This is a genomic window from Novosphingobium beihaiense (assembly GCF_022832375.1).
In the GTDB taxonomy this organism is placed as follows: domain Bacteria; phylum Pseudomonadota; class Alphaproteobacteria; order Sphingomonadales; family Sphingomonadaceae; genus Novosphingobium; species Novosphingobium beihaiensis.
In genome coordinates this window covers 51,616-70,388 of record NZ_JALHLG010000009.1, presented here as the reverse complement: position 1 = coordinate 70,388, position 18,773 = coordinate 51,616, and the positions used below count along the sequence as shown (strand labels likewise).

General features: G+C 65.4%; 17 protein-coding genes. 7 read left to right on the top strand and 10 right to left on the bottom strand.

Features of this window, described 5'->3' with window-relative positions:
* Positions 1-210: 210 nt before the first annotated feature.
* The gene (locus tag MTR66_RS08720) at positions 211-963 is read left to right on the top strand and encodes an SDR family oxidoreductase (protein WP_327194493.1); all 753 of its coding nucleotides are present in this window, start codon (positions 211-213) and stop codon (positions 961-963) included.
* Between the two features lie 21 nt (positions 964-984).
* On the top strand, positions 985-1,782 hold the full coding sequence (locus tag MTR66_RS08715; protein ID WP_243919835.1) for an SDR family NAD(P)-dependent oxidoreductase: 798 nt from the start codon (positions 985-987) through the stop codon (positions 1,780-1,782).
* Positions 1,783-1,793: 11 nt separating this feature from the next.
* Here MTR66_RS08715 and MTR66_RS21355 read toward each other — a convergent pair whose 3' ends face one another.
* The gene (locus MTR66_RS21355) at positions 1,794-2,630 is read right to left on the bottom strand and encodes an energy transducer TonB (protein ID WP_243919833.1); all 837 of its coding nucleotides are present in this window, start codon (positions 2,628-2,630) and stop codon (positions 1,794-1,796) included.
* Between the two features lie 244 nt (positions 2,631-2,874).
* Between MTR66_RS21355 and MTR66_RS08705 the strand changes: the two genes are divergently transcribed.
* From MTR66_RS08705 to MTR66_RS08690, 4 genes are all read left to right on the top strand, one after another.
* Positions 2,875-3,510, top strand: coding sequence for a PepSY-associated TM helix domain-containing protein (locus MTR66_RS08705; protein ID WP_243920219.1), 636 nt, complete (start codon positions 2,875-2,877; stop codon positions 3,508-3,510).
* A gap of 14 nt (positions 3,511-3,524) precedes the next feature.
* Positions 3,525-4,010 (top strand): DUF2271 domain-containing protein, encoded by a 486-nt coding sequence (locus tag MTR66_RS08700; RefSeq protein WP_243919831.1) that lies wholly within the window; start codon positions 3,525-3,527, stop codon positions 4,008-4,010.
* Positions 4,011-4,073: 63 nt separating this feature from the next.
* A complete protein-coding gene (locus MTR66_RS08695; protein WP_243919828.1) occupies positions 4,074-4,976 on the top strand; it encodes a DUF4198 domain-containing protein in 903 nt (300 codons plus the stop codon).
* 26 nt (positions 4,977-5,002) lie between these two features.
* Positions 5,003-5,977, top strand: a complete 975-nt coding sequence (locus MTR66_RS08690) for an FAD:protein FMN transferase (protein ID WP_243920217.1) — start codon at positions 5,003-5,005, stop codon at positions 5,975-5,977.
* 444 nt (positions 5,978-6,421) lie between these two features.
* On the opposite strand, the gene MTR66_RS08685 is transcribed toward MTR66_RS08690, so the two are convergent.
* Complete coding sequence (locus MTR66_RS08685) at positions 6,422-7,099, bottom strand: Fe2+-dependent dioxygenase (protein ID WP_243919827.1); 678 nt, start codon at positions 7,097-7,099, stop codon at positions 6,422-6,424.
* A gap of 73 nt (positions 7,100-7,172) precedes the next feature.
* Positions 7,173-9,491, bottom strand: a complete 2,319-nt coding sequence (locus MTR66_RS08680) for a catecholate siderophore receptor Fiu (RefSeq protein WP_243919826.1) — start codon at positions 9,489-9,491, stop codon at positions 7,173-7,175.
* 302 nt (positions 9,492-9,793) lie between these two features.
* Here MTR66_RS08680 and MTR66_RS08675 point away from each other — a divergent pair, with 302 nt between their 5' ends.
* Complete coding sequence (locus MTR66_RS08675; RefSeq protein WP_243919822.1) at positions 9,794-11,071, top strand: Zn-dependent hydrolase; 1,278 nt, start codon at positions 9,794-9,796, stop codon at positions 11,069-11,071.
* Between the two features lie 375 nt (positions 11,072-11,446).
* On the opposite strand, the gene asnB is transcribed toward MTR66_RS08675, so the two are convergent.
* The 7 genes from asnB to MTR66_RS08645 all read right to left on the bottom strand — a co-directional run bounded on the left by asnB (position 11,447) and on the right by MTR66_RS08645 (position 18,737).
* Positions 11,447-13,387 carry an asparagine synthase (glutamine-hydrolyzing) gene (asnB, locus tag MTR66_RS08670; RefSeq protein ID WP_243919820.1) on the bottom strand — a complete coding sequence of 647 codons (1,941 nt, stop codon included), beginning with the start codon at positions 13,385-13,387 and terminating at the stop codon, positions 11,447-11,449.
* 52 nt (positions 13,388-13,439) lie between these two features.
* Positions 13,440-14,534, bottom strand: coding sequence for an aspartate/ornithine carbamoyltransferase family protein (locus tag MTR66_RS08665; RefSeq protein WP_243919817.1), 1,095 nt, complete (start codon positions 14,532-14,534; stop codon positions 13,440-13,442).
* Complete coding sequence (locus tag MTR66_RS21205; protein WP_268740393.1) at positions 14,528-14,650, bottom strand: YuzB family protein; 123 nt, start codon at positions 14,648-14,650, stop codon at positions 14,528-14,530. The genes MTR66_RS08665 and MTR66_RS21205 overlap by 7 nt, the downstream gene beginning before the upstream one ends.
* On the bottom strand, positions 14,647-16,071 hold the full coding sequence (locus MTR66_RS08660; protein ID WP_243919816.1) for a sodium:solute symporter family protein: 1,425 nt from the start codon (positions 16,069-16,071) through the stop codon (positions 14,647-14,649). The genes MTR66_RS21205 and MTR66_RS08660 overlap by 4 nt, the downstream gene beginning before the upstream one ends.
* On the bottom strand, positions 16,064-16,438 hold the full coding sequence (locus MTR66_RS08655; RefSeq protein ID WP_243919814.1) for a hypothetical protein: 375 nt from the start codon (positions 16,436-16,438) through the stop codon (positions 16,064-16,066). Before MTR66_RS08655 ends, MTR66_RS08660 begins: the two co-directional genes overlap by 8 nt.
* A 426-nt stretch (positions 16,439-16,864) precedes the next feature.
* Entirely contained in the window at positions 16,865-18,406 is a 1,542-nt protein-coding gene (locus tag MTR66_RS08650) for a pyruvate kinase (RefSeq protein WP_243919812.1), read from the bottom strand.
* 133 nt (positions 18,407-18,539) lie between these two features.
* On the bottom strand, positions 18,540-18,737 hold the full coding sequence (locus tag MTR66_RS08645; protein ID WP_243919810.1) for a hypothetical protein: 198 nt from the start codon (positions 18,735-18,737) through the stop codon (positions 18,540-18,542).
* Between the last annotated feature and the right edge of the window lie 36 nt (positions 18,738-18,773).

Genomic DNA, 18,773 nt, shown 5'->3' with positions numbered 1-18,773 from the left:
ATGCTGCGCATCGCCACCACCCCTGCGCCCCTCCTCTGAAGAGGAGGGGAAATGCGCTGCCTTACAGTGAAGCCGGATACATCGTTTCGTTCCGCAACAGCACTTTGAACACATGTTCAGCAAAATCTGTTGACAGGGCCGCCGGTCCTTGTCAGCCAAGAGCAGCGAAGCGGGCCGAAGCCCGCCATGAACGACCGGGAGATGCCAGAAATGTCCAGACCGCTGGAAGGAAAAGTCGCGCTCGTGACCGGAGCGTCCTCGGGCATTGGCGAGGGCGCCGCGCTGTGCCTGGCCGAGGCCGGGGCCACGGTCGCGATGACGGCGCGCCGGGCGGACAGGCTGGCCGGGCTGGTGGAGAAGATCGAGGCCATGGGCGGCAAGGCGCTGGCCATCCCCGGCGACATGACCGTGGAGGAACAGGCCCGCGCGGCGGTGGAGGAAACTGCCGCGAAACTGGGCCGGATAGACATCCTGATCAATTCGGCGGGGATCATGGAAGCGGGCGGGATCGAGAACTGCGATACCGAAATCTACCGCAAGGTGATCGACATCAACCTGATGGGCACGGTCTATACTTGCGCCGCCGCGGTGCCGCACATGCTGGAGCAGGGCGCAGGCGACATCATCACCATCTCCTCGCTCGCGGGGCGCAAGGGCGGGCCGATGACCAGCGCCTATTCGGCGAGCAAGCACGCGGTCAATTTCATGACCGACGGGATGCGGCAGGAACTGGGCGGGCGGAACATCCGCGTCACCACACTGATGCCCGGCGCCACCGAAACCGAAGTGGGCGACAACATCTCCGACCCCAACTGGCGCAAGGCGATTCAGGCGCATGTCGGCAAGGAAGGCGCGGTGAAGCCGCGCGATATCGGCGAGGCCATCGTCTTCATCCTCGCCCTGCCGCGCCGGACCAACATTTCGGAAATTGCGATCCGGCCGACGATCGACACTTCAGCCTGATAACAAACCGGGAGAGAAAGCATGGCGGGAAGGCTTCAGGACAAGGTCTGCGTCATCACCGGCGCCGGTTCGGGCATGGGCAAGGCTATGGCCGAACGGTTCCATGCCGAGGGCGCCCGGCTGGTGCTCGCCGATATTTCGGGCAAGCAGGGCGAAGTCGCGGCTTCGCTGGGAGGCGCTGCGGTGGGCGTGCACTGCGACGTTTCGGATGAAGCGGATGTGCAGGCGATGATCGCGATGGCCGAAAGCAGGTTCGGACGGCTCGATGTGCTGTGCAACAATGCCGGGTTCGGCGGCCCGATGGCGCCGCTGCACACGCAGACCGCCGAGACCTGGGACAAGGTTCACGCTACCAACATCCGCGGGGCGTTCCTTGGGATGAAGTACGGCATCGCCTCCATGCTGAAGACTGGCGGCGGGGCGATCGTGAACACGACCAGTGCCTCCGGTGTGGTCGGCTGGAAGCATCATGGCGTCTATGGCGCGGCCAAGGCGGGGGTGAACCAGCTGACCAAGGTTGCCGCACTGGACTATTCGGACAAGAACATCCGCGTGAACGCCATCGCGCCGGGCACGGTGTGGACGGGGCTCGTCGAGGCTTCGCAGACCCATGCCGAGCCGCCCGCCGACTATCCGGTGCTGGCGGGCATCCCGATGGGCCGCTGGGGACTGGCGAGGGACATTGCCAATGCCGCGCTCTATCTCGCCAGCGACGAAGCGGCCTATGTCACGGGCGTGATCCTGCCTGTCGACGGCGGCTATTCCATCGGCTTTTCGGGCATGGGGGCGGAGCGTCCGGGGATCGCCAGCAGCGCTTGATTCGCGGCGCCTCAGGCGTCCTTGCTCTTCAGCACGAATGGAATGACGACATAGCCACGCACGGCGGTGGGGGCACCGCCGTTTGACATGGGTTCCCAGCGCCATTCCTTCACGGCTTTCAAAGCCGCCCGGTCGAGCGCCTTGCTGCCGCTGCTTGCGGCGATTTCGATGTCATCGACGCGGCCGTCCGGTCCCACCAGGACGAGCAGCTTGACCGTGCCTTGTTCGTGATGGAGGCGGGCCGAGCGGGGGTAGGCCGGGGGTTTGATGAAAAGCGCCTTGCCCGACAGATCGCCGCCATCCTGCGCGGCGGAGGCGGACGAGGCAGGCGCCGCGCCGGAGACCGGCTTGACCGGCGGCGGGGCGGCCACGGTCACGATCGGCGCGGGCGGCGGCGGGGCGTCCAGCGCCACTTTCACCGGGCCGGGGGCGGGAAGCTGGATCTTGGGCTTGGGCACGAATGCCGGGGTGGGCGTTTCGACGGCCTTTTCCAGCGTCTTGGGCGGCGGCGCGGCCTTGGGCTTGGTGTCGAGTTCCCGCACCGTCATGACGGTGAGCCGGGCGCGCTCCTGATGCTTGCTGACCATGTTGAGCGTCATCAGGCCCGCGAGCATCGCCAGGACGGTGCCTGCCGCCGCGACCAGCGCGATCGGGCCGGAACGGCGCGACGGCTGGTAGACCGAGCGTTCGTAAGGCACGGCCGATTCGAACAGCAGGGCTTCGTCCGAAGCTTTCGGAGAGGCGCTGGCGGCCGTCCATGCAGGCTGCGAAACCGCGCTTTCCCGCGCCGTTTGCGGGAACTTCCGGTTCCTGCCCGCATGAAACCCTGTCGTCGCGAGTGTCGCCACGCCTGCCCCTCGTTCGCTGTGAATGATCGATATTGCGAGTCATTCTCATATACACTAAGAAGCGGTTCGTCCAGACATTGTTGGACGCCGGGCGGGCCTTCCGGGGGGAGGCTTTGCCGCGGGTTTTGGTCTCCCCGCGAACAGAGGAAAATGCACTTTGGAAGCCGCTGAAGCCGCCGCGCGGCCTGCTCCGGAAACGGTCTGCGGACCCAGCCGCCGCACCGCCGAATCGGCGGAAGCGCCGATGGGCAAGCGTCAGCCGCGCAAAAAGAAGAAGGTGCGCGCTTTCTGGCTGAAGCAGTTGCACACTTGGCACTGGGTCAGCGCGGCGATTTCGCTGGCGGGCATGTTCCTGTTCGCGATCACCGGGCTGACGCTGAACCACGCCGCATCGATTTCCGCCACGCCGGTGATTACGGACAGCAGCGGCCAGTTGCCGCGCGCCATGCTGGACAAGCTCCCGGCGCCCAATGACGGCCATGCGCCGCTGCCTGCCGATGTCGCCCGGGCCGTGGCCGCAGCCGTTCCGGTCGATCCCGCCGGGCACGCGGCGGACTGGATGGACGAGGGCGAGGTCTACATCGCCATGCCGGGGCCGGGCCGCGATGCCTGGGTCGCCATCGACCGCACGTCCGGCGCGATCACCGCCGAGACCACCGACCGCGGCTGGATTTCCTATCTCAACGACCTGCACAAGGGCCGCAACAGCGGCACGGTGTGGTTCTGGTTCATCGATCTGTTCGCCGTGGCCTGCGTGGTCTTCACGCTGACCGGCCTGTTCCTGCTGCAGCTTCATGCGCGCCACCGCCCCTCGACCTGGCCGCTGGTGGGGGTGAGCCTCGCCGTGCCGCTGCTGATCGCCCTCTTCTTCATCCATTGAGTGAAAGACCCGGTATGAAATCGAAAGTCCTGCCTTCCGTCCCGCTGCTGGCTGCCGGGGTGATCGCCACGCCTGCCGCCGCCGCGACTGTCAGCGTTACGATCCCGCGCATCAACGTGGCCGAATACCACAAGCCCTATGTGGCAGGCTGGCTTGAGCCGGTTGGCGGCGGCGCGGCCCGCACCGTTTTCGTGTGGTACGACGTCAAGAAGGGCGGCCGCGAGCCGGGCACCAAGTGGCTGGCGGACTTGCGCAGCTGGTGGCGCAAGGGCGGGCGTTCGCTGCAGCTTCCCGCCGATGGCGTGAGCGGGGCCACGCGCGCGCCCGGCACCTACCGCATCCCGCTGCCCGACAACCTGCCGGCCGGGCAATATGTGCTCAAGGTGGAAGCCGCACGCGAAACCGGCGGCCGCGAACTGGTTTCGGTTCCCATCACGGTGCCCGGCAAGGGGGGCTCGGCCTCCGGCAAGACCGAACTGGGCGCCGTGACCGTCCGCTGATCTTCCGTTTTCTCCGGGCCGGGGGCTCTTTCCGGGGGCTGGCCCGATTTTCAAGGAACTGCCATGCGCAACAGTAAGCTTTTTATCGCCACGGCCGCGCTCGCCGCTGCCATCGCTTCTCCGGCATCAGCCCACCGCCAGTGGATGCTGCCGTCCACGACGATCCTGTCCGGCACGCATGGCGGGGTGACGGTCGATGCCGCGGCCTCCAACGATCTGTTCTATCCCGATCACCGGCCGATGGGGCTGGACAATGTAACCGTGTGGGCGCCGGACGGCAGCGAGCATGAGATCGGCAATCCCGCGACCGGCCGCTACCGCTCGACGTTCGATGTCGCCATCGATCAGCCCGGCACGTGGAAGATCGGGACCGATCAGTCGATGGTTTTCGGCTCTTTCAAGCTCGATGGCGAGACGTGGCGTGTCGGGGGCTTCCGGCGCCGTCCGCCGATGGCGGGCCAGGGCGGTCCGGGCGGCAATGCCGGGCCGGGCGGGCCTGCGGGGCGCCCGCGCTTCGACCCTTCGCATGTCGTGGCCAGTGCGGCCGAGATCCCGGCCGGGGCCACCGACGTCAAGCTGAGCGAGCGGGTCTCGCGCAACTTCATCTTCGTCACCGCCGATGCGCCGACCGCGACGGTGTTCAAGACCGGCAAGGGGCTGGAACTGGAGCCGGTCACGCATCCCGCCTCGCTGGTGTCCAATGAGGACGCGCGGTTCCGCTTTCTGGTCGATGGCAAGCCTGCCGCCGGGGTCGAAGTGACGGTGATTCCGGGCGGCAAGCAGTTCCGCGAGGCGGAAGACGCGCAGAAGCTGACCACCGGCGCCGACGGGATGCTGACGGTCACATGGCCGGTGGCCGGGATGTACTGGCTCCATGCCACGCTGACCGACAATCACCCCAGCGAACCGCGCGCAAGCGAACGGCGCATGTCCTACACCACCACGCTGGAAGTACTGGCGCCCTGATCGGGATGCCGGGCGGACAGCTTGCGGTGCGTCTTGCGGTGCCCCTGGAGATCGATCCCGCAGCGCTGGCGGACTGGCGGCAGGACGTGCCGCTGGCCAGGCTGGACGGCGAGACGATGGGGACAACCTGGCACGTATGCATGGCCTGTCCGCCGGATCTGGACAGCGCCGCGGTCGAAGCTGCGATCGCGGCGCGTCTGGAGGACGTGCTGGCGCAGATGAGCCACTGGCGCGCGGATTCGCTGCTCGGGCGCTTCAACCGGGCGCCGGGCGGGACGTGGTTCGCGCTTCCGGACGATTTCGCGCAGGTGATGGAAGCCGCGCTGGACGTGGCCGGGCGCAGCGGCGGGGCGTTCGATCCGGCGATCGGGGAACTGGTCAATCTCTGGGGCCATGGGCCCGCGCCCTGGCCGGGGCCGCCCGCCGATGCGGCGCTGGCGCTCGCCCGCACGCGCGGCGGCTGGCAGCATCTGGCCTATGACCGCGAAACACGGCGGCTGCGGCAGCCGGGCGGGCTGCATCTCGATCTTTCGGGCATTGCCAAGGGATTTACGGTGGACGCCTTGGCGGCGGTCCTGCGCGGCCAAGGCTGCGGTCATGCGCTGGTGGAGATCGGCGGCGAACTGGCGGGCATGGGCATGCGCCCCGATGGCGATCCGTGGTGGGTCGATGTGGAAACCCCCGCCGGGCACATCGCGCCCTTGCGGATCGCGCTGCACCAGCTCGCGGTGGCGACTTCGGGCGACTATGTGCGCGGCCGTCATACGATCGATCCGCGCTCTGGCCTGCCGGTGGAACACGCGATGGCCGTGAGCGTGCTCCATACTCAGGCCATGCTGGCCGACGCCTGGGCCACCGCGCTCAGCGTGCTGGAGCCGGAGCCGATGCAGGCGCTGGCCCGCCGCGAAGAACTGGCCGTGCGCGCGCTCGTGCGGCAAGGCGGGGCGGTGGAGGAATGGATCAGCCCGGCGCTTGCAGAACTCGTGTGCGAGCCTGCCTGATTCAGAGGCGATGGTCCTCGTTAGAGCAAGCTGCGTAATATCCGCATCACCTACCCCCGTTCGTGTCGAGCCCTTCGTCACGCTCAGGATAAACTTCGGGCTTTTAGCCCGAAGCCGAGACACGTCAGTGCTGGGCCAACGTGTCTCGGCTTCGCTCGACACGAACGGAACCGGCGCACATTAAACGCACGATGCGCTAAGTGTTCGCCAGTGCGAGCGGAGCGAAGCCATCCAGGGCGGTTGGCGTGCGCGCTCTGGATCGCTTCGGTTCTTCGAACCTTGAGCGTCGAACCTTAAATTTGAATCATACTCCGCTCACCCTGAGCTTGTCGAAGGGTGCTGATCCCGGCGCTGCACCCTTCGACAAGCTCAGGGTGAGCGGAGGTGGTACGTACAAAACGCACGTGTTCCAGTAGTGACGATCCAAGACGGAAGGGTCGCGCCTCAGGTCTCCGACCAGCGCCGCAGCAGGTTGTGATAGACGCAGGTCAGTTGCAGCAGCGCGTCTTCGTCGGCCCCGTCGAGCGTGAGTTTCTGGATCGAGGTGTCGAGTTCGAACAGGGTGCGCCGCTGGCTGTCGTCGCGCACCAGGCTCTGAATCCAGAAGAACGAGGCGATGCGGGCGCCGCGCGTCACGGGCTCGACCCGGTGCAGGCTGCTGGAGGGGTAGATGATGGCATCGCCCGCGGGCTTGGCCACCACGTGTTCGCCGTAAGTATCGCTGATGATCAGGCGGCCGCCCTCATACTCGTCCGGATCGTTGAGGAACAGCGTGCACGAGACATCGGAGCGCAAGTGCTCGTCCCCGCCGATGCTCATGACGGCGCCGTCCACGTGATAGCCGTATTCGCCGCCGCCGCTGTAACGGTTGAAGCGGGGCGGCAGGATCTTGCGGGGCAGGGCGCCCGCGAAGAACAGCGGGCTGCGCTTCAGCGCCTTGAGCACGGCGCCGCCCAGTTCCGCCTTGAGCGGGGAGCCATCGGGCAACTGCTCGTTGTTCTTCACCTTGGCGCCTTGATGGCCAACGGTTTCCCGCCCGTCGGTCCAGTCCGCACCGTCCATCCTGCGGCGGAACTCGGCGACTTCATCGGCTGTCAGGACTTGCGGAATGTGCAGCAGCATGGTGTTTCCCGGTTACTGAAAAGGAACAGGGCGGGAGACTAGCCCCCGCCCCGTCATATGGACTTGATCCTTATCAGAAACTGACGTCGGCGCTGAACAGGAATGTTCGCGGGGTGCCCGGCGTGTAGCGGTAGCCGCTCTTGTTGATCGAGGCGATATAGTCCTTGTCGAACAGGTTGTAGACGTTCGCACGGACCTTGATGGAGCTGGTGAGCGCATAGGCCAGCATGCCGTCCACGACCGTGTAGCCCTTGGTATAGGCAGGCGTGCCCTGCGCGCCGTCGGTGCCGCGGTGCAGGCCGCCGTTGTGGCGGGCGCCACCGGCGATTTCCACCCCGAACGGGAGGCGGTAGTTGCTCCAGATGGTCCAGGAATCGCCCGGGATATAGGTGAGGTTGGGCGTGCCGTCGCTGGTGATGACGGGGCCTTCGGTCACCTTGGTCTTGAGGTGGCTGTACCCGGCCGAGACCGACCACGCATCGGTGATGTTGCCCACGGCGGACAGTTCGACGCCGCGAACCCGCTTCTTGCCGGTCTGGGTCGGGTTGCCGAGATCGTCGAGCACGTCGCGGTTGATCTCGTTCTTGACGGTGGTCTGGAACACGGCGGCGTTCAGCGCCAGCATGTCATCCAGCACGCTCCACTTCACGCCGCCTTCGAAGGTCTCGGCCTTCTGGGGATCGAAGCTGGGGTTGTTGGCGCTGTTGACCGAGGAGCTTAGCGAGAAGTTCTCGCCGCCCGGAGGCTGCTGCGAGAGCGCATAGTTCACATAGAGGCTGAGCGTTTCGATCGGCTTGTACACCGCGCCCAGTTTCCAGTTGAACAGCGTGTCCTTGGTTTTCAGGTCATTGGTGGTGACGATGGTGCCTTCCGGCTCGCCGCCGCAGTCCACCGCGCGGCGCCCGGTGCCGCCGCAGACCGCATTGCTGAAGTACGTGGTCTTGTAGTGATCGACGCGGATGCCGCCCGTCACCAGCAGCGTCTCGTTAAAGAACTTCGCGGTGTCGAAGAGGTAGAACGCCTGGGTGTCGGTCTTGCCGCGCGAGAAGGCGCCCGAACGGGAATCGGCCAGCGTACCGACATCGTTCCAGTCCGGGTTGTAGAGATTGGCGTCCGGGCGGGAGCCGGTGCCGGCCCGGGAATGGAGGACCTGCTTTTCGCTGGTGATCTCGATGCCCACGCTCAGGTTGTGCTCGATGGCGCCGGTGGCGAAGTCGGCGCGCAGGTTGAGCTGGTCGGTCAGGATCCGGTTGGTGGAATCGCGGTATGTCGAGAGATTGCGGGCCAGCGTGTAGGTGGAAAGATCCGCCGGATCGGTGGCGCTCACGTTCGAACTCGTCGGCATGAACGAGGTCAGCAGGTAGTCCTGGCTGGTCTTGCCCCAGCGCGCGGTGTTGGTGAGGTGCAGGCTGTCCGAGAAATCGTGCTCGAACTTCAGCGTCGCCATCTGCGCGGTGACATCGTTGTGATCGTCACGCGTGCCGTAGAAATTCTTCGGATCGACCGGGTGCCCGACGAGCGGTTCCAGCCCGTCCTGCGGTTCCCAGCCCGGCAGGCCGATCGTCGGCACGAAGCCGTCGGGGATATTTTCCTGATCGACATAGAGGAAGTTCGCGTAGAGGCGCGTCTGCGTGCCCAGGCCCAGGCCCAGCGAAGGGGCAATGCCGATGCGCTTGTTGCGCACATGGTCGCGGGCCGGATCGTCGCTGTTCTGCCACAGCACGTTGAGGCGCACGGCGGCGTTGGGGACGATGCCGAGTTCCTGATTGAAGTCGGCCGTGGCGCGCTTCTGTCCGTCCACGCCGATGGAGGCGCTGCCGGATACGGCGGTACGGAGGAACGGCTGCTTGCTCACCATGTTGATCGCGCCGGTCGGCGCGGTGCGGCCGTTGTCGGTGCCCGCCGGGCCCTTTTCGACTTCGACCTGCTCGGTGTTGAAGACATCGCGCGAGATCGCGCCGAGATCGCGGATACCGTCCACGAAGATGCTGCTCGACGTGTCGAACCCGCGCATGCGGATGGCATCGCCGGTTGTGGTGCTGCCGTTTTCACCGGCGTAGAAGGTGCCGACGCCGGGGCTGTTGCGCAGGGCTTCGGTCAGCGTCGTGGCGCCTTGCTGGTGGAACAGGTCGCGGCTGATCACCTGGATGGTCTGCGGCGTGTCCTGGATCGGCTGGGTGAACTTGGGCGAGGAGACCGTGTCCACCTTGATGGTCTCGTCGATCGCGGTGTCGGTCACAGTGACACCGCCGAGCTGGGCGGGTTCGTCCTTGTTGGCGGAGTTGGCGGTCTCCTGCGCGAGGGCGGGCGTGGCCGCCAGGCCGAAACAGCTCAGCGCCAGATAGGCAGGCGTGGCCGAAGCGAGCGATTCGCGCAAACGGGACAGTGACATGTATTTCCCCTGATACGATTGGTCTGCGGGGCGCTATTGCAATTCATTCGCGATAGCACAAGTTCTTTCATGGTTCTCGCCGGAAAGGCCTGAAAATCCTTGGGTTTTGTGCGCCTTCCGGGGGCTGGAAGCAGGCCGCTTGATGGCCTGAGTGTGACATTGCAGATACATTAATGATACTGATTCGCAGTAAATCCCGTGATCTGCACTGGCAGGTGCGCCGGGGAAGCTTATGCCGTCACGCCTTGTCCTATCGATCCCGCAAGGGTTATCCTCGGCCGGAAACAACAGCAGGAGAACACGTGCAGCGGGTCAAGATCGAGAGGGTGGAAAGCGATATTCACGCCATTGCGCAGTTCGGCTTCAACGAGGCCGACCGGGGCGTTTACCGGCAGGGGTTCAGCGAAGCGGACATGGCTGCGCGCCAGTGGGTGCGCGACCGGTTCGAGGAACTGGGCATGGCGCACCGGATGGACGGCGCGGGCAATGTCATCGGCCGCTACGGTCCTGCCGAGGGGCCGGACAGCCCGCCTTGCGTGATCATCGGCTCGCATCTCGATTCCGTGCCTGCGGGCGGCATCTTCGACGGCGTGCTGGGCGTGGTGGCCGGGCTGGAATGCGTGCGCGTGCTCAAGGAAAACGGGATCGTGCCGGCCTTCCCCATCGAAGTGATCGGCACCAGCGAGGAAGAGGGGCGCTTCGGCGGCATGCTCGGCGCGCAGGCGATGACCGGGCACGTCACGCTGGACTGGCTCGATACCGCGCGCGACGAGCACGGCTTCATGCTCAAGGACGCGATGAAGGCCGCCGGGCTGGACAGCCACGACGTGCTCCATGCCTACCGCAGGCCGGAGGACATCCGCGCCTTTCTCGAAGTCCATGTCGAGCAGGGGCCGGTGCTCGATACCGAAAAGACCACGATCGGCATCGTCGAGGGCATCTCGGGCGTGTTCAAGTGGAACTGCCGCCTGATCGGCAAGCCCGACCATGCCGGCGCGGCGCCGATGAACATGCGCTCCGACGCGCTGATGGGCATGGTCGATTTCGCGCACGAGATCTCGCGCATCATCGACGAGGAGGGGACCGACAAGAGCCGCATCACCATCGGCCACGTCGCGCTCAAGCCGGGCTTCCCGCACACGGTGCCGGGCGAGGCGGATTTCACCATCGTCGGGCGCGATCTGGACGAAGAGGTGATGCAGCGGCTGTCCGACGCCTGCCGCCGGGTGCTCTCGTCGATTGCCCGCAAGCACAAGCTCAAGTTCGAATACGAGGAAATGAGCTGGCTCAAGCCCGCCTATTGCGACGAAGGCATCCGCGCGCTGATGGAGCGCAAGGTGCAGGAACTGGGCTACAGCTACCGCACGATGCCCTCGGGCGCGGGGCATGACGTGCAGTTCTTCTGCAACCACACCCGGGCGGGCATGTTCTTCGTGCCCAGCGTCAACGGCGTGAGCCATGCTCCCGACGAGTGGACGCACTGGTCCGACATCGAGCGCGGCTGCCAGCTTCTGCTTGAGTGTGTGACGGAGCTGGCCTGCGGCGAGGATGTGGCGGCGGGGATGGCGGTTTCGGGGTAGAGCCGCCGGAAGTCCCCGTCAGCCCCCGCTCACCCTGAGCTTGTCGAAGGGTGTTTCCAAGCGCAGTGCCAGCGTCCTTCGACAAGCTCAGGACGAGCGGGGTTGGGGGAGGGGAAGCCTCAGGGCAGATATCCCACAACGCGTGCAGTGGATTGCGTGGTTGACGCGTTACGGAATGGACCTGCGGCGAGGATGGCCGCCACCGTGTGAACCGGACCACCAACCTTTCCGTTCGTGTCGAGCGAAGTCGAGACACCTTGGCGCAGCGCTGGGGTGTCTCGACTTCGGGCTAAAAGCCCGAAGTTTATCCTGAGCGTGACGAAGGGCTCGACACGAACGGGAGGTGGGGGCGTTCAGGCCCCCCCCGGTTCGGGCTCAGAGCAATTCCTCCATCGCGTGCAGCGCAATCGCGTGGTTGAGGATGATGTCCTTGCGCGTGTTGGCGGCGTGATCGTCGGACTTGCGGTATTCCTCGATCGAAGCTGCCAGTTTCGCTTCGTCGAAGATGCCGGTCTCGGCGATCTTCTCCGGTGACAGCCACTTGGCGATCAGCTTGTCGATCTCCGCCGTCTTGGCCGCGTCGGTATGCGCGGGCGGGGCCATGAAGGCGAACTTTTCGCGCTTGTAGAGCACTTCGGGCAGCACGTGCTTCATCGCCTCGCGCACCACCCATTTCTCGATCCCGTCGCGCACGCGCACATGCGGCGGGATGCGCATGGCGAGTTCGGCCACATGGTGATCGAGGAAGGCCGGGCGGCTTTCGAGGCTGTTGGCCATGTCCACCCGGTCTCCGCCCCAGTTGAGGATCTGCCCTTCGAGCATGGTCTTGATCCACGAGTACTGCACCTTGTCGAGCACGTGGCGCCCGTCGAGCATCGATTTGTCGAGGCTGTAAGCAATCGCGGCGATCGGATCGTAATCGCCCAGCTTGGCCTTGAATGCGTCCGAAAGCAGCGGCTTCACGCGTTCGAGCGTGAGCATCCACGGCTGGATCCAGTTGGGCGTGAAGCCCATGACTTCCTCGAACGCGGGATGGCTGATTGCGGTTTCGGCGAGCACCGAGCCGGAGAAGATCTTGTTCCGCTCGCGCATTTCCTGCGCGGCGGGCGTCGCGGCATATTCGGGATCGTGCAGGAACAAGTCGGCCTTGAACTGGGCATAGCCGCCGAACAGCTCGTCAGACCCCTCTCCGGTGATCACCACTTTGTAGCCCACGTCGCGCACGTGCTTGCTCATCAGCATCTTGGCGACGCCCAGCGTGTTGTAGAAGGTGCGCTCCGAATAATGGACCGCATCCTCGAAGTTCTTGCCGTAGAGATCCTCGGCCTTGAGCTTGAGGATATCCTGATCGGCGCCCGCCATCTCGGCCATTTCGGTGGCGATATGGGCTTCGTCGTAGCGGTCGTCGTCGAAGGAGATGGTGAAGGCCTTGACCGGCGATTGCTGGATCGCGGCGGCCATGCCGATGATCGAGCAGGAATCGATGCCGCCCGAAAGATAGCAGGCCACCGGCACGTCTGCCTCAAGGCGGAAGGTGATCGATTCCACCAGCGCCGCGCGCACGCGCTCGATGAACTCGTCGTCCGTTGCCACGTCGTGCTCGCCGTCGAGCGGGAATTCGGCGTCCCAGTAGCGCTTTTCCTCGACTTCGAAGCCGTCGCCCTTCTTGCTGACGATCAGCATATGGCCCGGCTTCAGCGCGTGGATGCCCTTGTAGAGCGTCATGCCCGGCACCATCACCTGCATCATCTGGTGAAGCTGCGCCCTGGGATCGACTTCGCGCGGCACGCCGGGATGGGCGAGCATGGCCTTCATCTCGCTGCCCCAGAAGAAGCCGCCGGGGCCATTGTGCCAGAACAGCGGGCGGATGCCGAAGCGGTCCCGCACCAGAATGAGCTGCTCTTTTTCCTTGTCGAAGATGGCGAAGGCGAACTCGCCGCGCAGATGCTCGACGAAATCGAGCCCGTGCTTGCGGTAGAGCTTCAGCGCGATCTCGCTGTCCGACTTGGTGTTGAAGCGGAAGCCATCGGTGCGAAGCAGCCCGCGCAGCCGCTTGTAGTCGTAGAATTCGCCGTTGATCGTGCCCACAAGCGATCCGGTGCCGTCATCCTCGCGCCCGAAGATCGGCTGGTCGCCCGCGTTGAGGCCGATGATCGAGAGGCGGGTGTGGATCATGGCAAGGCCGTGATCCGGATCGAAGTGGAAACCCCGCCCGTCGGGCCCGCGGTGATAGAGCGTGTCGGCCATGCCCTCGGCAAGCTTGGGGGTTTGATCGGTGTAGCCCTTGGGGCTCCAGAGACCGGCAATGCCGCACATAGATGGGTATTCCTTGGGTTGGCCCCGCCTCGCGGCGGGGCGAAGGGTTGGGTCAGGCCAGAAGTTCGGCGGGCACGACGTCGGCGACGCGGCCGAAGATCGCCAGCAGCAGCGCCTGGCGGATCCAGACGGCGCCATCGGCCTGGTTGAAGTAAAGGTTGTGCTGGGTGTCATCGAGGCTGACGTCCAGCTCCGCCCCGCGCGCCAGCGGGTGCAGGATCACGGTATCGTCCTTCAGCTTGCTGTCCGCCGACAGGGTGAAGGTGTCGCCATAGAAGCGGTAGCCGTCCCCCAGGAAGGCAATGGCGTTCATGTAGATCACGTCGAGATATTCCAGGCTCTGCTGGAGGTTCTGCGAGAAATCGATGCCGATCGGGCTGTTGTTGGTCAGCTCGCGCAGTTCCTCGCCCAGCGGATCGGCCATCTCGGAAAAGATGGTGATGTGGTTGATGTTCTCGTGGAACAGCAAGGCCAGCATCAGGAACGACTTCACCGTGCGCATGTTGCCCGGCGTGCCGATGATGCCGATGTTGAGGCGGAACTGTTCGGGCAGCTGGCCCCAGGCGATCTCCGGCCGCCATTTCAGCAGCGCGTACCAGTCGGCCAGCGCCTGCGTGGGATGCTCGTCCGAACCGTTGCCGCCGTTGAGCAGCGGCATGCGCAGGTATTCGCACATTTCGCTGACCGCCGATTGCTCGGTGTGGCGCACCACCACGACATCGGCATAGGAATTGAACATCTGCCCGATGTCGCGCATCGATTCGCCCTTGGCGACGCCGGTGGTCTTGCCATCGGCCACGCTGATCGTGCGCCCGCCCAGATGCAGCATCGCGCTTTCGAACGAGAGGCGCGTGCGCGTGCTCGGCTCGAAGAAGGCAGCGGCCATGATCTTGTCGTCCATGGCGTGGGCCACGTCGAAGCGTTTGAGCTGGAGATAGGCGGCGAACTTGGCCAGCTCCGCCAGCATTTCCCGGTCGAACAGCGCGGCGGACAGTACCGACTGGCCGCGCAGCTGATCGAGGATCGTCAGGTTGATCTTGGGCGACTTGGCGATGAAGTCGGCCGGGTTGGGGCAATTGCCGATCTTGCCCGGCCGCTTCACAATGACGGGGGCGTGATCGACTTGCGATGCGGGGCGTGTCACCATGTCTCTCCCCGCACGATGTCGCGCACCAGCAAGGTGCCAAGGCCAAGGGCCGTCACGGCGCACCATGCCAGCGAACCGTATACGAGGACGGACAGGAATCCGGCGGAAAACATCATGCTGTCTCACTCAGCTCGGCCCAGTCGAACCGGGACTTGGAAAATCGGGTGCAAAGGAGCACCCAGACCATCGAGACGGCCGTGGCAATCAGCGAGGCCACGTACCATCCGATTGCGAAATAGCTGACAAGGCCCACGCCAGCGCCCAGCAGCATACCGCCGATCGCGCCTGCCTTGTTGGCGCGGCGCCAGTAGAGGCCGGTCACGATCGGCCAGATCATCGAACCGACCAGCGGCCCGGCGAAGAACAGCACCGAAGCCAGCGTGCCGATGCGCGGGACGCATATTGCCCAGGTGAACAGCCCGAGCGCAAGCGTGACGTATTGCGCCACTGTCTTGAGCGTGGCGGGGGTGGCGCCGGGGCGCAGCAGGCGGCGGTAGACGTCCTCGGTCAGAAGGTCGGAGGTTGCCGCCAGCAGGCTGTCGATGCTCGATGCCAGCGAGCAGAACACGATGATGAAGATCGCGATCGCGCCTGCTTCGCCCAGTACTTGCGAAACGACCAGCGGCCCCACCATGTCGGCGGACGGCACCGGCACGTTGAGCGCGCCCGACGCGAGCGCGATGAAGCCCGCGGCGATGGGGATCGGGAACCAGATCAGCCCGCCCAGTGCAAAGGCCTTGCCCGCCACGCCCTCGCGGAAGGCGAAGGCGCGGCTCCACCACACGTTGTTGTGAAACACTTCGCCGAGGCCGAACAGCAGGTTGTTGAAGATCGCCATGATCGCGGCCGGAAACAGCACGTCGAGCAGGGCGGGATGTTCGGCCGTCAGGTTGGCGTGGATCTCGTCCACCGAGACGTGCGAGAGCACGGCAATGCCGACGATGACGATGCCGACGATGATGATCAGGCTCTGGATGAAGTCGGTGCCGATAACGGCCGCGAGCCCGCCGCGCATGGTGTAGAGCACGCAGACGCCCAGGATCACACTCATGCCCCAGACATAGGGAATGCCCGAAAGCGCATTGAGCAGGATGCCGCCCGCCATGGCCATGCTGACCAGCCAGGTCAGCGAATAGAACAGGGTGAAGACCAGGAAGATGCTCCAGGCCACCCGCCCGTAACGCAGGCGGAAGAAATCGCCGCTGGTATAGCCGTAAGGCATCAGCGCGCGGATGCGGCCTGCCATGCGGGCGAAGAGGAACAGGCCGAAGCTGGCGGTGCAATAGGCCAGCATGCCCCAGACGCCGAGCTGCAGCGCGAACTGCGGGGCCAGCATCGTGGTGTTGGAGGTGATCCAGGTGGCCGCTGCCGTGGCCGAACCGAGCGCCAGCCCGATGTTGCGGCCCGCGAGTGCGTGATCCTCGAAATTCTTGTTGCGGCGCCCCCAGTAGATGCCGAGCCCGATCCACAGCGCGCTGAACGCGGCCAGCAGGATCCAGCCGACGAGCGGCGGCAGCATGGCTGCATTCTCACTCATCGCGCGCTCCCCGGAAGATGACGGCAACAATCGACAGGAAGATCACGGCCCCCAGCGCCACGAGCATGAGCGCGCGCGATAGCGACTGGTGCGCGACTGTCAGCAGCAGCGGCGGGGACGACTGCCCGGCGGCATCGGTGAGGCGCAGGCGGTACGTGCCGTTGGCCAGCCCGGAAATGAACAGCGAATGGTTGTGCCCGCTGTAGAGCACGCGCGGTGCCGCGTTGCCATCCTGTGTCATTTCCAGCGTCACGGGCCCGTCCGCCTGCCATTCGACGGCGGCATGGCCGCTGTCGCTGGACAGCGCATCCGGACTGGTGAAACGGGGCGGAGCGGCGGCCGTTGCCGGTACAGGGGCCAGCAGCAACAGGGCGGCAAGCGAGGCCGGAATTGCCGGGAGCCAACCTCTGGACCGGCCGTGCCGCCTCAGGAACCGGGAAAGGACGGAATACGGCGAGGTGCAGCGCCGCCTCGCGGTGATATTCTCAAAGGAAAAAAAGATTGTTCCGTGTCCGTCCTGCCGGCCGAAATGCCGGTGCTCCTGCGCGTGTGTTTCAGCATGCAGGTGCTAGCAAACCCGGTTCGAAAAGCAAACCGGCGGCTGCGCCGTGTTCCACGGCGGGGCTATGATTGCCGTTTGATCGCAGCTGGGCCGGTTGTTGATCGAAGATATTCAAAACGCGGCTGAAATATAGATTGCACAACACATGCACGGGAGCAGGTACTATTCGCAAGCTGCCATCAACACGGCGATGATTGAATTGTCCGGCCTGCCGAATGCAGCGCCCCGGTGTTACCAGCTGGCAAGGCGGCGCAACTGCGGCGTCTTCTTGTGGATGTGGCCTTCCATGCGTTCGAGCAGCGGATCGAGCGCGTCGATCGCTTCGAGCAGATGCGGTCCCTTGTTGAGCATCACGCATTCCGCGCGGGCCGCCATGGCCGCATCGGTCAGCTCGCCGCGATGGGGCAGGCCTTCCTTGACGAGCTGTTCGAGCACTTGCGTCGCCCAGATTACCGGCACTTGCGCCGCTTCGGCAATCCACAGGATCTCCTCCTGCATTTCGGCCAGGCGGGCAAAGCCGATCTCTATGGCCAGGTCTCCGCGGGCGATCATGATCGCCACCGGATTGCGGGCCCCGGCGCGCATGATGATGTCCGGCAGGTTCTGCACGGCGAGCGCGGTTTCGATCTTGAGGACAAGCGCCAGCGGGGTTTCCCGGCGCAAGGGCAGCGCGGCCAGCGCGTCCTGCAGCATCACCACATCATCCGGCGTCTGGACGAAGGAGAAGGACAGGCCATCGGCATGTTCGGCAATGAAGGCGATGTCTTCCCGGTCCTTGGCGGTCAGCGCGGGCAGGTGGAGTTCGGTGTCGGGAAGATTGATGCCCTTTTCGGGCTTTAGCTTCCCGCCCTTTTCCTTGGTGCGTGAGACCGTGGCCACGAGCAGCCCGTGGCCGGCGGAATCGATGCGGGCCTCGATCTTGCCATCGTCGATCAGCAGCCGCTGGCCGGGGCGGGCCTGATCGATGACTTCGGGCAGCAGGCATTCGAAGACGAAGGCGGTTTCGGGCGGGACGGCCCGCTGGAGCTGGCCGGGCGCGGTCATCGCGATGCGGTCTCCGGCGAAGACGCGCCGGGTGTCGTGTGTGGCGCGCACGGTGCCGGTGCGGTTCTTCGGCCCGGCCAGATCCATGAAGATGCGGAAGCGGTGGCCGCTGTGCTGCTGCGCCGTGCGGGCATGGGCGATCATCCGCAGCCACTGGTCCGCCCCGTCATGCGCGCAGTTGATACGCAGCGCTTCCACGCCGCGCTGGGCGAGGCTGTCCATGAAGGCGGGATCGTCCGCGGCTTCGCTCGGGCACGTCACCAGAAGCGCGGCCTGCCGTTCTTCCGCTGCCAGCCCCAGCAGGGCAAGGGCGCGGCTGCGCAGGCGTTCCTCTCCCGCGAAGAAGGCCCCGGCGGCGGCCCCGGATGGCGGAGGCGTCCCCAGCATGGCCGCCAGCGCGGCCTGCACCGCGTGCAGTGTCGGCAGCACCCGGCTTTCGAGCCGCCCGAGCGAGGATAGCCCCAGCGCCATGAGCCTGCGCTGCAGATCGCGCAGATCGTGATGGCGGAAGGCGAGATAGGCGGCGAGGTTTTCCGCGCTGGGCTGGAAGTCCCCGCGGATGTCCCAGGCCGCCCAGCGCTCCAGCCGCTGTTCCGCCTCGGCAGTGATCGCGGCGGTGAGGGTTTCGATCCGCTCTTTCAGGTCCGCGATGGCGGACAAGTCCGCGCTTTCCGCCCCGGCAAGGGGTGCGGGCGAGTCCTGGCAAGGCGTGCTGTGCGTAACCGTCATTCCCGAAGCCCGCATGGTGCCTTCGCGCGGACAGCCTCCCGAATCTGGGAGGCGCCGGAAGGAAGCAGCCTAGAACTTTACCACCGGCTTTCTACAGTTTTGAGACGCATTGTGGCGCGGGTGCCGGTGCCCGTCAGTCCATCATCCAGAGCAGCGCGCAGGCAAGCCCGGTCGCCGCCAGAAACAGGGGCCAGGACCAGTAGAAGCCGTGCCCCTGGATGAACATGTGCTCGATGGCGAGCATACCGCCTTTCGATCCGTTCGATCCGATGATGCCGGAAACGATCCAGGTCAGCAGAACGCCCGGGATCAGGCCTTTGATGAAAATCATGGCGACTATCTGGTTGTTGATGCTGCGGGGATGATC

Bases quoted from the DNA above. Each gene is read 5' to 3' on its own strand.
- MTR66_RS08685 (WP_243919827.1), bottom strand. From the start codon at position 7,099: ATGCTGCTGCACATTCCGCAAGTCCTGACAGCCGATGAAGTCGCCGAG.
- MTR66_RS08645 (WP_243919810.1), bottom strand. From the start codon at position 18,737: ATGATTTTCATCAAAGGCCTGATCCCGGGCGTTCTGCTGACCTGGATC.
- MTR66_RS08720 (WP_327194493.1), top strand. From the start codon at position 211: ATGTCCAGACCGCTGGAAGGAAAAGTCGCGCTCGTGACCGGAGCGTCC.
- MTR66_RS08705 (WP_243920219.1), top strand. From the start codon at position 2,875: ATGGGCAAGCGTCAGCCGCGCAAAAAGAAGAAGGTGCGCGCTTTCTGG.
- MTR66_RS08695 (WP_243919828.1), top strand. From the start codon at position 4,074: ATGCGCAACAGTAAGCTTTTTATCGCCACGGCCGCGCTCGCCGCTGCC.
- MTR66_RS08650 (WP_243919812.1), bottom strand. From the start codon at position 18,406: ATGACGGTTACGCACAGCACGCCTTGCCAGGACTCGCCCGCACCCCTT.
- MTR66_RS08665 (WP_243919817.1), bottom strand. From the start codon at position 14,534: ATGGTGACACGCCCCGCATCGCAAGTCGATCACGCCCCCGTCATTGTG.
- MTR66_RS08660 (WP_243919816.1), bottom strand. From the start codon at position 16,071: ATGAGTGAGAATGCAGCCATGCTGCCGCCGCTCGTCGGCTGGATCCTG.
- MTR66_RS08700 (WP_243919831.1), top strand. From the start codon at position 3,525: ATGAAATCGAAAGTCCTGCCTTCCGTCCCGCTGCTGGCTGCCGGGGTG.
- MTR66_RS08715 (WP_243919835.1), top strand. From the start codon at position 985: ATGGCGGGAAGGCTTCAGGACAAGGTCTGCGTCATCACCGGCGCCGGT.
- MTR66_RS08680 (WP_243919826.1), bottom strand. From the start codon at position 9,491: ATGTCACTGTCCCGTTTGCGCGAATCGCTCGCTTCGGCCACGCCTGCC.
- asnB (WP_243919820.1), bottom strand. From the start codon at position 13,387: ATGTGCGGCATTGCCGGTCTCTGGAGCCCCAAGGGCTACACCGATCAA.
- MTR66_RS21205 (WP_268740393.1), bottom strand. From the start codon at position 14,650: ATGATGTTTTCCGCCGGATTCCTGTCCGTCCTCGTATACGGTTCGCTG.